At 58.5% G+C, this 15250-nt stretch carries 2 protein-coding genes; both read left to right on the forward strand.

Features of this window, described 5'->3' with window-relative positions:
• Positions 1-53 precede the first annotated feature (53 nt).
• Entirely contained in the window at positions 54-7571 is a 7518-nt protein-coding gene (locus M8Q36_RS07635; RefSeq protein WP_249880494.1) for a Tc toxin subunit A-related protein, read from the forward strand.
• A 105-nt stretch (positions 7572-7676) separates the two neighbouring features.
• Entirely contained in the window at positions 7677-15236 is a 7560-nt protein-coding gene (locus M8Q36_RS07640; RefSeq protein WP_249880495.1) for a Tc toxin subunit A-related protein, read from the forward strand.
• Positions 15237-15250 lie beyond the last annotated feature (14 nt).

The following is a 15250-nucleotide window of genomic DNA, read 5'->3' on the forward strand; positions in this document are numbered from 1 at the left end:
AATTAATCACTCTCTTCTTTTTAAAGAATGAGTCTGTTAGGGGAATATTCGCTATGTATGACTCCTATTACGATACCGAAACGATATTAAGTAAAATCAACACCTCCCGCTCCAGTACGGTGGATGAAAACACCCTGCTCGCCTCGCTGATGCCCAACTCGTTTGCCGAGATCTGGGAAAATTATCAGGATGTTTTATCCTGGGGCGAGGCCCGGTTCCTCGATCAGGCGGTCCGTGACGCGCAGAAAAAAAACACCGAAACTGAAGCGCGTATCTTCAGCCGGGCTAACCCGCAACTTGCCCGTGCGGTCAGGTTGGGAATCGATCTGGATCGTTCCTTGCGGGATTCTAATTTACTGTTTGGCAACCGCGCGCAGCAGTATGTGTTGCCAGGGTCAGTGGCCTCGATGTTTTCCCCCGCCGGTTACCTGACCGAGCTCTACCGCGAAGCCCGCGACCTGCACACCACCGGCAGTGCCCGGCACCTGGACAGCCGCCGCCCGGATCTGACGCGGCTGGCGCTGAGCCAGGACAATATGGACGCGGAGGTGAGCACGCTGTCGATCGCCAATGACGTTGTGCTCGACACGATTGTCAGCCGGGAAGGGACGGACGGCGATGCGGTGATGGAAAAACTCTCCACCTGGCGTTTCTCCGGTGCCACGCCGTACCACCTGGCGTACGAGAGCGCGCGGCAGGCGATCCTGCTGCAGGATCCGATGCTGGATGCGCTGGCGGAAAGCCCGGCGATTGCGCAGCAGGTGGATTTATCCTCGCTGCTGGCGATCATGGCGGATGTCTCACCGGAGCTGTACCGCATTCTGACGGAAGAGATCACCGCGGATACTGCCGAGGCGTTGTACACGAAAAACTTTGGTACTGTCTCAACGGACAGATTAAAAAATGTCTATGCACTTTCCGGTTACTACGACGTGAGTATTGATGCGCTGTCGGCATTAACCGGCCTGCTGGCAAGCCATGACTTTTCTGAACCGGTGCAGTACTACACCAGTAATATCCTGACCACGCTGGTTGCCGGAGAAGAGACGGAAGCCGGACAGGTAGTGCAGATTGTCCGCAGCGGGCTGCACAACACACTCAGTTATATGGAGCTGCTGCCGCAGGGCGGGGACAGCTATCTGCTGAATTTTAATTTCAAATCCGTGTGGAGCCTGGGGACAAAACTCTATATTGGCACAACGGGTGGGGACTCCTCCGATCTGTACAGCGGAACACTCCAGCCACAGTCGAATGAACATATCACTATTCCGGTCACGATCCCGGCAGCGAAATTAGCCGCCGGCGTCACCATTGGTATTTCCAGGGTGAGGGCCGATACGGGAGGATATTATTATGCAACTGCCACTTTCCGGCTCTACACCCTGTCACCCGAGCAGTACCTGCTGTACCTGAATAAAATCATCCGCCTGTATAAAGCCTGCCATTTCACCCCCGAGCAGATGTACCTGCTGATTTACAACAACCCCGGTGAAGAGCCGTTTGACACCGGCATGCTGGGACTGAGCTTCCTCAGCTACTACTACCTGAAACGCTACGGCCTGCGCCTGGAAGACGCACTGGTGCTGGCGGGCGGGCGCATCAGCGCGGTGGGGGTGAAAGGGCAGCCCGGCTGGTTCACCACCCTGTTCAACACGCCGCTGCTCAGTAACCGGAGTTTCACCGCCGACGGCGCGCCGGTGGACTGGGACTCGCAGGACGCGGACCACCTGTTCCGCGCCAGCGTCATCAAGCGCGGCTTCCACGTGAGCGGCACGGACCTGAAAACGCTGTGGCAGCTGGCGGCGGGGACGGGCGTGACCTTCACCGCCACGGCGGAGAACCTGGCGCTGCTCTACCGGGTGCACCTGCTGGCGGATGTGCACCAGCTGACAGCCACCGAACTGGGCCTGCTGCTGTCGGTGTCGCCGTGGGGGCAGACGCCGCTCTCGGCACTGGATGAGAACGGTTTTGCCACGCTGGTGAACTTTGTCCACAGCACCACGCGCTGGCTGACACAGCTGGGCTGGACGGTGAGTGAGCTGTACCTGATGGTGACCCCGCGCCACAGCACGGTGCTGACGCCGGAAATCAGCAGCCTGATTGCGGCCGTACGCGGGGCGGTGGATTCAGCGGACGCGGAGGTGTCCGTGCTCATCAGCGCGCTGGCACCGGTGGCAGCCGCCACCGGGCAGCTGTCGGGCCGGGCGGAGAGTGTCCTGCGCTGGCTGGAGCAGCTGAAACCGGGCGGGACGGACGTGAAGACGTTTGTCACGCTGGCGCTGAAGGATGACCGCAGTGAGGCGGAAACGGCACAGCTGGTGGCGTTCTGCCAGGCGCTGGGGCAGCTGGTGCTGCTGGTGCGCAAGACGAACATCAGTGACTACCTGCTGGCGATGCTGATTGATGCGCCGTCACGGTTCGCGGACGGGGTGAGCGTCATCCCGCTGGACATGGAGTCGCTGCGCCTGCTGGGGCGGATAAACCGGCGCATCCTGCAGACGGGAAATTACGCACAGGAGCTGCTGGCGGCGCTGGAGGCGGGAACACTGACCACCGACCTGCTGGCGCAGGCGCTGGGGGTGACGCCGCAGGCGGCGGCCCAGGCGCTGGGGCTGGCGGACAGCGACGCGGGCGGGATTATCCGCTCGCTGCAGACGCTGGACGTGACGCTGCAGTGGCTGGATTTTGCCGCGGCGCTGAACTGCACACCGTCGACGGCGGCGGCGCTGGTGGCGCTGAAATACACGACCATCAGTGACGACAGCGCCCCGTCGTACGGGGCGTGGCTGGCGGTGAGTAACCAGCTGCAGGCGGGACTGAATGCAGAGCTGACGGTCAGACTGCAGCAGCAGCTGGAGGAGCTGACCAGCGCGGCGCTGAGTAACTATTACATTCAGACGGCGGCCATTGCCGGGGTGGACAACCGGGAGCAGCTGTACGCGTGGCTGCTGATAGACGGTCAGGTGTCGTCGCAGGTGATGACGACGCGGGTGGCGGAGGCGATTGCCAGTATCCAGCTGTACGTGAACCGCTGCCGTAACGCCCAGGAGGCGGAGGTGCAGCAGGCGGTGCTGACGCGGCAGTTCTTCACGGACTGGGATTTGTACAACAAACGCTACAGCACGTGGGCGGGGGTGTCGCAGCTGGTGTACTACCCGGAAAACTATATCGACCCGACGGTGCGTACCGGTCAGACCAGCATGATGGACACGATGCTGAACACCATCGGGCAGAGCGAGCTGAGTGCGGACACGGTGGGGGATGCGTTTAAGGGGTACATGACGCAGTTTGAGAAAATCGCCAACCTGGACATTGTGAGTGCCTACCACGACAACGCCAGCATAGAGGAAGGGAAGACGTGGTTTATCGGTAAGTCCACGGACGAGGGGGAGAAATACTACTGGCGCTCGCTGCAGCAGAGCATGCTGACGGACGGGAAGTACCCGGCAACGGCGTGGAGCGAGTGGCTGGAAATCGGCACGGGTATCGCGGCGTACAACAACATGGTGCGGCCGGTGGTCTTTAATGACCGGCTGTATGTGGTGTGGGTGACGGAGCGACCGGTGGCGACAGATAACAACGGTACGGTGAGTGAGGCAAAAGACTACTTCCTGAGCTTCTCGTACCTGCGCCACGACGGCAGCTGGAGTGCCCCGCTGTTCGGCAAACTGTCGGATTATCTGCCGGCCGGAGATGTCAGCGCGCTGTCATCGAAACATATGTACTGTACCAACAGCAATGAAAACAGCCCGAAGATAATGGTGCTGTTTTACACCCCGGCGGACAGCGAGGCGGGTAACCAGGGGGTGTCCGTGTCAGGATTAACCGTTTCGGTAGAACATGAAATAACCTCCCTGACGAATGCGGGTTATTACCATGGTTATGTCTGGCGAGCTTATGATACGCAAAGCGAACGGCGGGTGAATTTTTTATTTGTGCCAGAATTAAGTTATACCGCCAGCTCAATGGGTTATGCCTGGGGGTATGAACACATGGCAATAACCTTTGGGAACTATCATATTCGTAGTGTTTCCCTGGATACAGAAAAAGGAAATGTTGATGTCTGGTATGACATAAGTCTCAACTATGTTTTTAATGGCTATGGCGGTGGTTCATTTGGTAATAACCGAAGAAACTGGATGGATTTGGTTAAATCCGTCCAATCGGTTGGGCATGGCTATTTATTTTTTAAACAACCACTGCAATATACGTATGTTGCGCAAAATGGCGAAGGGGTTGTTGTTTATGCGCGAGATAATGACGGAACCAGAGGGCCTCTTTTTTTATTGCGAACACAATATCCTACTACGGCACCCGGTTATTTTATTGGAAGCGCCCATTATTGGAAAATGACATATGATCCTTTTTCCTCTGGTAATAATTTTGGAGATATGTGGGTGGCTGATATCAATTCGACCGATATAAATAATTGCTATACGATAAATAATGGTTCGGGTTTTTATACGCGACAACTATTTGGTAATTATTTTGAATATTCCACTCTCGTTAACCCGGAAGATGTTGGATACTCCTTTGATATTCCAGGTAAGTCTTTTTACAAGTTTGGTAACTCTGGCATGGCTACCCCGAGCTGGAATACCGTCTATAGTTTTTCAAACTCTGTCCTTCACTGCCCGGTGTCTTATTTTAAAAACGGGAAAATGGTGTTCTCAGTAAGCGTTTGGGCGAAAAATTCGCTGGGACAATCCCTGGGTAACCCTGGCGCCACCCTGACGATTTATCAGGGAACAGATTCGCGGAAAATGTCGCTTGCGCGCACCGATACGGGGATGATTTACCTGCAACGAGGGCCTTACCGCGTGCGTATTAACACGCTGTTTGCCCGCCAGTTGGTGACCCGCGCCAATCTCGGGCTGGACGCGGTGCTGTCGATGGAAACCCAGAAACTGCAGGAGCCGAAGCTGGGTAAAGGGAGTTATGTCAGTGTCACTTTCCCGCCATATAACGCAGACAAGCATGGTACGAATGCGAACGTGCAACTGAGTATTTCACCAGACTCATCGACGTCAACGGATACTACCCGATATCCCTTCTGGTCAGGTGTATTACAAGAAACTCCCTTAACAGTTCAACTTTTTATCCCGACATCCCAGACTGCTTATGGCGATTTAATTCAATTCCCTGAAGACAGAGACAAGGGGCTTGCCGTTTTTTTGACGTGTCAAAAAGGTACGTTTTATCAAGGGGTTTTTAAAGATCTAACGTTCGACGATTTATCCCTGACCGGGTTTGCCGGTGGTACTGATACGAGCGCGCTTCGCGACGTGCAGATTAGCGTTCTGAGAGTACAAAACACCGAGCCAATGGATTTCACCGGTGCCAACGCGCTCTATTTCTGGGAGATGTTCTTCTACGTGCCGGCAATGGTGTTCCAGCGCCTGCTGCAGGAGGGCAAATTCGACGATGCCACCACCTGGATGAAATACATCTGGAACCCCGCCGGCTACTACAGCAGCAATGGCTCCCCGGCACCGTGGACATGGAACGTACGCCCGCTGGAAGAGGACACCTCGTGGAACCCGGACCCGCTCGATTCCGTCGACCCGGACGCGGTGGCCCAGTCCGACCCGATGCACTACAAAATCGCCATTTTCATGCGGGCGCTGGATTTGCTCATCGCCCGCGGCGATGCGGCCTACCGGCTGCTGGAGCGCGACACGCTGAACGAAGCCAAAATGTGGTACGAGCAGGCGCTGAACCTGCTGGGCGATGAACCCTACGACGCGCTGGTACAGGGGCGGGGGAACTGGTCCAGCCCGGTACTGGGCTCCGCCGCCAGCCAGACCCTGCGGCAGGCTTACCAGACAGAGCTGCTCAATCTGCGGACTGAAACCGTGGCGGAGGTGGAAACCCGCACGGCGAACTCGCTGCTGGGACTGTTCTACCCGCAGTTCAACAGCAAACTGAGCGGCTACTGGCAGACGCTGCGCCAGCGGCTGTACAACCTGCGCCATAACCTGTCGATAGACGGCCAGGCGCTCTACCTGCCGGTGTATGCGGCGGCGGCGAACCCGTCGGCGCTGCTGAGCGCGGCGGTGAGTGCTGCCGGCGGGGGCGATTCGCTGCCGTCCGTTTCCCTGCCGCTGCTGCGCTTCCCGACGCTGCTGGAGAGTGCCCGGGGCGTGGTGAGCCAGCTTATCCAGTTCGGTACCACCCTGCAGGCCATCACCGAGCGGCAGGACGCGGAGGCGCTCTCCGTACTGCTGCAGACCCAGGGGGTGTCGCTGCTGGACCAGAACATTCAGGTGCAGGAGCACATGCTGGCTGAACTGGACGCGGACAAAGCGGCGCTGCAGGCGAGCCGCCGTGGTGCCGAACAGCGGCGGGACAGCTACCGGCAGCTGTATGACGAAAACGTCAACGCCGGGGAGACGCAGGCGATGAACCTGCTGATGGCCTCCTCGGTGACGGCAGAAGCCGCCGCTGTCCTGCATATGGTGGCGGCGGGGCTGGATATGGTACCCAACATCTACGGTCTGGCGGTCGGGGGCATGCGCTACGGTGCCCTGATGTCGGCGGCAGGGATAGGGGTACAGATTGCTGCTGACGGGGTGCGGATCGCCGGCGACAAGATTACGCAGTCGGAAATATACCGCCGCCGCCGCCAGGAGTGGGGGATCCAGCGGGATAACGCGGAGTCCGAGATCAGGCAGGTGGATGCGCAGCTGGCGTCGCTGGCTGTGCGCCGCGAAGGGGTGGCGCTGCAGAAAGCGGTGGTGGAAACACAGCTGGCGCAGACGCAGGCGCAGCTGGATTACCTGCAGGGCAAGTTCAGCGGCCAGGCGCTGTACAGCTGGCTGCGCGGTACGCTGTCGACAATTTACTATCAGTTCTATGACGCGGCGCTGACGCGCTGCCTGCTGGCACAGCGGGCGTGGCAGCTGCACTTCGGCGATGAGGCGACGACGTTTATCAGACCGGGAGCGTGGCAGGGTAACTGGCTGGGCTTTATGGCGGGCGAAACGCTGATGCTGGGGCTGGAGCGGATGTCGCAGGCGTGGATAGAGCAGGATGCGCGTGTGCTGGAAGTGAGCAAAACCGTGTCGCTGGCAGATTTCTATAGTGGATCTTTCTCGCTTGCGGAACAGGCTGTGGCGCTGGTCAGCAGCGGCTCGGGGAGCGCAGGCAGCGGGGGGAATACGCTGTCGATAGCTGACGGGCAACTGAAAGCCAGTGTGAAGCTCACCGATTTGAACATTTTGTCCGACTACCCGGCTGGGCTGGGCGCGCGGCGGCGTATCAAACAGGTAAGCGTCACGCTGCCGTTACAGGTAGAGCCTTATCAGGATACACGCGCGGTGCTGAGCTACGGGGGCAGCGTGGCGCTGCCGCAGGGGTGTAATGCGCTGGCGGTGTCGCACGGCATGAACGACAGCGGCCAGTTCCAGCTTGATTTTAATGACGGGCGCTGGCTGCCGTTCGAAGGGATCCCGGTGGATGACAGCGGCACGCTGACCCTGAGTTTCCCGGATGTGACGGGCGAGCAAAAAGAACTACTGCTCAGCCTGACGGATATCATTCTGCATATCCGCTACACCATTACCGGCTAAGGCGCTGTTCTTTATTACGGGCTCCCGGCGGGAGTCCGTAATAACCCCGGAAAATTAGCCAGTCTCTTCTGTTTAAAGAATGAGTAACTCAGGGGAATATTCGCTATGTATGACTCCTATTACGATACCGAGACGATATTAAGTAAAATCAATACCTCCCGCTCCAGTACGGTGGATGCAAACACCCTGCTCGCCTCTCTGATGCCTAACTCGTTTGCCGAGATCTGGGACAGCTACCAGGATGTTCTCTCGTGGGGCGAGGCCCGGTTCCTTGACCAGGTGGTCCGCGACGCGCAGAAAAAAAACACCGAAGCCGAAGCGCGTATCTTCAGCCGGGCCAACCCGCAACTTGCCCGTGCTATCCGGCTGGGCATTTCTGAGGCCCAAACCCAAACCCAAACCCAGAACCAGAACCTGCGGGCTTATGATTCGCTGTTCGGCAATCGCGCGCAGCAGTATGTGTTGCCAGGGTCAGTGGCCTCGATGTTTTCCCCCGCCGGTTACCTGACCGAGCTCTACCGCGAAGCCCGCGACCTGCACACCACCGGCAGTGCCCGGCACCTGGACAGCCGCCGCCCGGATCTGACGCGGCTGGCACTGAGCCAGGACAACATGGACGCGGAGGTGAGCACGCTGTCGATCGCCAATGACATTGTGCTCGACACGATTGTCAGCCGGGAGGGGACGGACAGCGACGCGGTGATGGAAAAACTCTCCACCTGGCGTTTCTCCGGCGCCACGCCGTACCACCTGGCGTACGAGAGCGCGCGGCAGGCGATCCTGCTGCAGGATCCGATGCTGGATGCGCTGGCGGAAAGCCCGGCGATTGCGCAGCAGGTGGATTTATCCTCGCTGCTGGCGATCATGGCGGATGTCTCACCGGAGCTGTACCGCATTCTGACGGAGGAGATCACCGCGGATACTGCTGCGGCGTTATACGCGAAAAACTTTGGTACCGTCACCGCTAACAGATTAACGAACATCTATATGCAGGCCAGTTATTACGACGTGAGCATTGACGCGCTGTCGGCATTAACAAGCCTGCTGGCAAGCCATGACTTTTCTGAACCGGTACAGTACTACACCAGTAATATCCTGACCACGCTGATCGCGGGCGATGACACGTCTGTGGGGCAGGTGGTGCAGATTGTCCGCAGCGGGCTGCACGACACGCTCAGTTATATGGAGCTGCTGCCGCAGGGCGGCGACAGCTATCTGCTGAATTTTAATTTCAAGTCAGTGTTTGCTTCCGCAGAGGAAGTGCGTATCGGTATCACCGGGGGAAATTCCTATGATTTATATAGAGCCACTCTCACACCGCATTCAAATGAGCATATCAGTGTTCCGGTAACCATCCCGAGAGATAAAGTTGCCGCCGGCGTCACCATTGGGATATCGCGCTACCGTGCTGCCCAACACGATTATAAGTATGCAACAGCCACTTTCCGGCTCTACACCCTGTCAGCGGAACAGTACCTGCTGTACCTGAATAAAATTATCCGCCTGTACAAAGCCTGCCATTTCACCCCCGAGCAGATGTACCTGCTGATTTACAACAACCCCGGTGAAGAGCCGTTTGAAACCGGCATGCTGGGACTGAGCTTCCTCAGCTACTACTACCTGAAACGCTACGGCCTGCGCCTGGAAGACGCACTGGTGCTGGCGGGCGGGCGCATCAGCGCGGTGGGGGTGAAAGGGCAGGTCAGCTGGTTCACCACCCTGTTCAACACGCCGCTGCTCAGTAACCGGAGCTTTACCGCCGACGGCGCGCCGGTGGACTGGGACTCGCAGGACGCGGAGCACCTGTTCCGCGCCAGCGTCATCAAGCGCGGCTTCCACGTGAGCGGCACGGACCTGAAAACGCTGTGGCAGCTGGCGGCGGGGACGGGCGTGACCTTCACCGCCACGGCGGAGAACCTGGCGCTGCTCTACCGGGTGCACCTGCTGGCGGATGTGCACCAGCTGACAGCCACCGAACTCGGCCTGCTGCTGTCGGTGTCGCCGTGGGGGCAGACGCCGCTCTCGGCACTGGATGAGAACGGTTTTGCCACGCTGGTGAACTTTGTCCACAGCACCACGCGCTGGCTGACACAGCTGGGCTGGACGGTGAGTGAGCTGTACCTGATGGTGACCCCGCGCCACAGCACGGTGCTGACGCCGGAAATCAGCAGCCTGATTGCGGCCGTACGCGGGGCGGTGGATTCAGCGGACGCGGAGGTGTCCGTGCTCATCAGCGCGCTGGCACCGGTGGCAGCCGCCACCGGGCAGCTGTCGGGCCGGGCGGAGAGTGTCCTGCGCTGGCTGGAGCAGCTGAAACCGGGCGGGACGGACGTGAAGACGTTTGTCACGCTGGCGCTGAAGGATGACCGCAGTGAGGCGGAAACGGCACAGCTGGTGGCGTTCTGCCAGGCGCTGGGGCAGCTGGTGCTGCTGGTGCGCAAGACGAACATCAGTGACTACCTGCTGGCGATGCTGATTGATGCGCCGTCACGGTTCGCGGACGGGGTGAGCGTCATCCCGCTGGACATGGAGTCGCTGCGCCTGCTGGGGCGGATAAACCGGCGCATCCTGCAGACGGGAAATTACGCACAGGAGCTGCTGGCGGCGCTGGAGGCGGGAACACTGACCACCGACCTGCTGGCGCAGGCGCTGGGAGTGACGCCGCAGGCGGCGGCCCAGGCGCTGGGGCTGGCGGACAGCGGCGCGGGCGGGATTATCCGCTCGCTGCAGACGCTGGACGTGACGCTGCAGTGGCTGGATTTTGCCGCGGCGCTGAACTGCACACCGTCGACGGCGGCGGCGCTGGTGGCGCTGAAATACACGACCATCAGTGATGACAGCGCCCCGTCGTACGGGGCGTGGCTGGCGGTGAGTAACCAGCTGCAGGCGGGACTGAATGCAGAGCTGACGGTCAGACTGCAGCAGCAGCTGGAGGAGCTGACCAGCGCGGCGCTGAGTAACTATTACATTCAGACGGCGGCCATTGCCGGGGTGGACAACCGGGAGCAGCTGTACGCGTGGCTGCTGATAGACGGTCAGGTGTCGTCGCAGGTGATGACGACGCGGGTGGCGGAGGCGATTGCCAGTATCCAGCTGTACGTGAACCGCTGCCGTAACGCCCAGGAGGCGGAGGTGCAGCAGGCGGTGCTGACGCGGCAGTTCTTCACGGACTGGGATTTGTACAACAAACGCTACAGCACGTGGGCGGGGGTGTCGCAGCTGGTGTACTACCCGGAAAACTATATCGACCCGACGGTGCGTACCGGTCAGACCAGCATGATGGACACGATGCTGAACACCATCGGGCAGAGCGAGCTGAGTGCGGACACGGTGGGGGATGCGTTTAAGGGGTACATGACGCAGTTTGAGAAAATCGCCAACCTGGACATTGTGAGTGCCTACCACGACAACGCCAGCATAGAGGAAGGGAAGACGTGGTTTATCGGCAAATCGACGGACGAGGGGGAGAAATACTACTGGCGCTCGCTGCAGCAGAGCATGCTGACGGACGGGAAGTACCCGGCGACGGCATGGAGCGAGTGGCTGGAAATCGGCACGGGTATCGCGGCGTACAACAACATGGTGCGGCCGGTGGTCTTTAATGACCGGCTGTATGTGGTGTGGGTGACGGAGCGACCGGTGGCGACAGATAACAACGGTACGGTGAGTGAGGCAAAAGACTACTTCCTGAGCTTCTCGTACCTGCGCCACGACGGCAGCTGGAGTGCCCCGCTGTTCGGCAAACTGTCGGATTATCTGCCGGCCGGAGATGTCAGCGCGCTGTCATCGAAACATCTGTTCTGTACCAACAGCAATGAAAACAGCCCGAAGATAATGGTGCTGTTTTACACCCCGGCGGACAGCGAGGCGGGTAACCTGAATATACAGGTGTCGGGTTTAACCGTTTCGGTGGAGCATGAAATAGCCACCCTTAATAATGCTGACAATTACCGTGGCTATATCTGGCAGCAGCTCGACACGCAGAGTGAACGACGGATTAATATGCTGTTAGTGCAGGCTGTCACTTATACCGCCGAACCACTGGAGTATTCGTGGGGTTATGAAAACCTTTCCATCATGAACGGAAATTATAAAGTTGCTGGCGCTTTTTTAAATGTGGATACGCAAAAGGTCGCCGTTTATTACGATGTGAATGTCAGATATATATTTAATGGCTACAATTCCGGTAGTTTTGGTTATAACCGGAGGAACTGGATTGATTATATTAAAACGTTACAGGGCGTAGGTCATACTTATGCTTTTTATAAAACCCCGTTTAGTTTTGCCAATCGTTTGGAGCCGGGTGAGGGATTTGTTGTTGTTGAGGGTGTTAATGGTATTGAGAGTGATCACACTAATGTTGTGACGGGGCTCATTAAAATGAGCCGCGATTTAATTGAGCCGACCGTTTATTTTGCCCAGGACTTTCGGATTAAGACATATGTACGCAATCCCCCCATTAACTATGCCGGGTATTGGAATGAATGGGAATTTAAAACCCTGGAGTATCAGTTGCCTGAAAGTGGTTGGCTATACAGCTCTGCAGAGGGTTTTGTTGTTTACCAACAACACTTTAGTGACAAGATTAACTATTCAACGAAGGTCAATCCTCAGGATGTGGGGTACACCATCTCATGGAAGGGCAAATCATTGTACGAAGCCGGAAATGCCGGCATGGCCACCCCTGACTGGGATACTACCTACAGCTTTAAAGGCAATTTTTTCACATTCCCCGTAAGTGATTTTGTGAACGGGAAAGTTGAGTTCACTATCAATCTGTGGGCGCAAAACACGTTCGGGCAGTCACTGGGATCGCAGCATGCCACCCTGACCGTATACCAGCAGGTGGACTCGCGTAAAATGTCGCTTATGCGTGCTGATACCGGCGTGCAGTATCTACAACGCGGGCCTTACCGCGTGCGTATTAATACCCTGTTTGCCCGCCAGCTGGTTGCTCGTGCCACTCTCGGGCTGGACGCGGTGCTGTCGATGGAAACCCAATTACTGCAGGAGCCCCGGTTAGGCCCCGGTAGCTATATTACGGTGACCTTCGATAAATATACCCAGGCATTACACGGCAGCGGCTGGTACAAATTATATTTGGTGGGCATTAACTCTTCGTCTAGTGATACAGAAAGTCGTGATATAAATATTATTTCATCGGGTAATGTCTCAGCGGATACAAATACCACTGTTACGATTTTTCTTCCCCGTGATAACAATAAAACCGGCGCTGAAAGTAATCGATCTTTCATTGGTGTTGAGTATTCCGATTATAACGGGATGAACTCATACAAAACGATGGAGAATTATACCTGGGACAGTGCTGCCAGCGCCTATGTGAAGGATACAGCAGATAGCAGTCGGGGATTAACCTCCTCAATTCACAGCAGCGAGAGCGAGCCAATGGATTTCACCGGTGCCAACGCGCTCTATTTCTGGGAGATGTTCTTCTACGTGCCGGCAATGGTGTTCCAGCGCCTGCTGCACGAAAGCAAATTCGACGACGCCACCACCTGGATGGAATACATCTGGAACCCCGCCGGCTACTACAGCAGCAATGGCTCCCCGGCACCGTGGACGTGGAACGTACGCCCGCTGGAGGAGGACACCTCGTGGAACCCGGACCCGCTCGATTCCGTTGACCCGGACGCGGTGGCCCAGTCCGACCCGATGCACTACAAGGTCGCCATCTTCATGCGGGCGCTGGATTTACTCATCGCCCGCGGCGATGCGGCCTACCGGCTGCTGGAGCGCGACACGCTGAACGAAGCCAAAATGTGGTACGAGCAGGCGCTGAACCTGCTGGGCGATGAACCCTATGACGCGCTGGTGCAGGGGCGGGGGAACTGGTCCAGCCCGGTACTGGGCTCCGCCGCCAGCCAGACCCTGCGGCAGGCTTACCAGACAGAGCTGCTCAATCTGCGGACTGAAACCGTGGCGGAGGTGGAAACCCGCACGGCGAACTCGCTGCTGGGGCTGTTCTACCCGCAGTTCAACAGCAAACTGAGCGGCTACTGGCAGACGCTGCGCCAGCGGCTGTACAACCTGCGCCATAACCTGTCGATAGACGGCCAGGCGCTCTACCTGCCGGTGTATGCGGCGGCGGCGAACCCGTCGGCGCTGCTGAGCGCGGCGGTGAGTGCCGCCGGCGGGGGCGATTCGCTGCCGTCAGTGTCCCTGCCGCTGCTGCGCTTCCCGACGCTGCTGGAGAGTGCCCGGGGCGTGGTGAGCCAGCTTATCCAGTTCGGTACCACCCTGCAGGCCATCACCGAGCGGCAGGATGCGGAGGCGCTCTCCGTACTGCTGCAGACCCAGGGGGTGTCGCTGCTGGACCAGAACATTCAGGTGCAGGAGCACATGCTGGCTGAACTGGACGCGGACAAAGCGGCGCTGCAGGCGAGCCGCCGTGGTGCCGAACAGCGGCGGGACAGCTACCGGCAGCTGTATGACGAAAACGTCAACGCCGGGGAGACGCAGGCGATGAACCTGCTGATGGCCTCCTCGGTGACGGCTGAAGCCGCCGCTGTCCTGCATATGGTGGCGGCGGGGCTGGATATGGTACCCAACATCTACGGTCTGGCGGTCGGGGGCATGCGCTACGGTGCCCTGATGTCGGCGGCAGGGATAGGGGTACAGATTGCTGCTGACGGGGTGCGGATCGCCGGCGACAAGATTACGCAGTCGGAAATATACCGCCGCCGCCGCCAGGAGTGGGGGATCCAGCGGGATAACGCGGAGTCCGAGATCAGGCAGGTGGATGCGCAGCTGGCGTCGCTGGCTGTGCGTCGCGAAGGGGTGGCGCTGCAGAAAGCGGTGGTGGAAACACAGCTGGCGCAGACGCAGGCGCAGCTGGATTACCTGCAGGGTAAGTTCAGCGGCCAGGCGCTGTACAGCTGGCTGCGCGGTACGCTGTCGACAATTTACTACCAGTTCTATGACGCGGCGCTGACGCGCTGCCTGCTGGCACAGCGGGCGTGGCAGCTGCACTTCGGCGATGAGGCGACGACGTTTATCAGACCGGGAGCGTGGCAGGGTAACTGGCTGGGCTTTATGGCGGGCGAAACGCTGATGCTGGGGCTGGAGCGGATGTCGCAGGCGTGGATAGAGCAGGATGCGCGCGTGCTGGAAGTGAGCAAAACCGTGTCGCTGGCAAAATTCTACAGCGGGTTGCCGAACGGGGGGTTCAATTTCCTGGATGAGTCCGCATCAATTATCCACAGCGGCTCGGGGAGCGCAGGCAGCGGGGGGAATACGCTGTCGGTCGCCGAAGGCCAGTTGCAGGCCAGCGTGAAACTCACCGAACTGAATATTGCCGGTAATTATCCGGCTGAGCTGGGCGCGCGGCGGCGTATCAAACAGGTAAGCGTCACGCTGCCGTTTCTGATCGGCCCCTACCAGAATATCCGCGCGGTGCTGAGCTACGGGGGCAGCGTGGCGCTGCCGCAGGGGTGCAATGCCGTGGCGGTGTCGCACGGCATGAACGACAGCGGCCAGTTCCAGCTTGATTTTAATGACGGGCGCTGGCTGCCGTTCGAAGGGATCCCGGTGGATGACAGCGGCACGCTGACCCTGAGTCTCCAGGATGTGACGGGCGAGCAAAAAGAGCTGCTACTCAGCCTCAAGGACATCATTCTGCATATCCGCTACACCATTACCGGCTAAATCACTGTCTTTTA

The organism is Kosakonia sp. R1.Fl (genome assembly GCF_023516815.1).
Taxonomy (GTDB): Bacteria; Pseudomonadota; Gammaproteobacteria; order Enterobacterales; family Enterobacteriaceae; genus Kosakonia.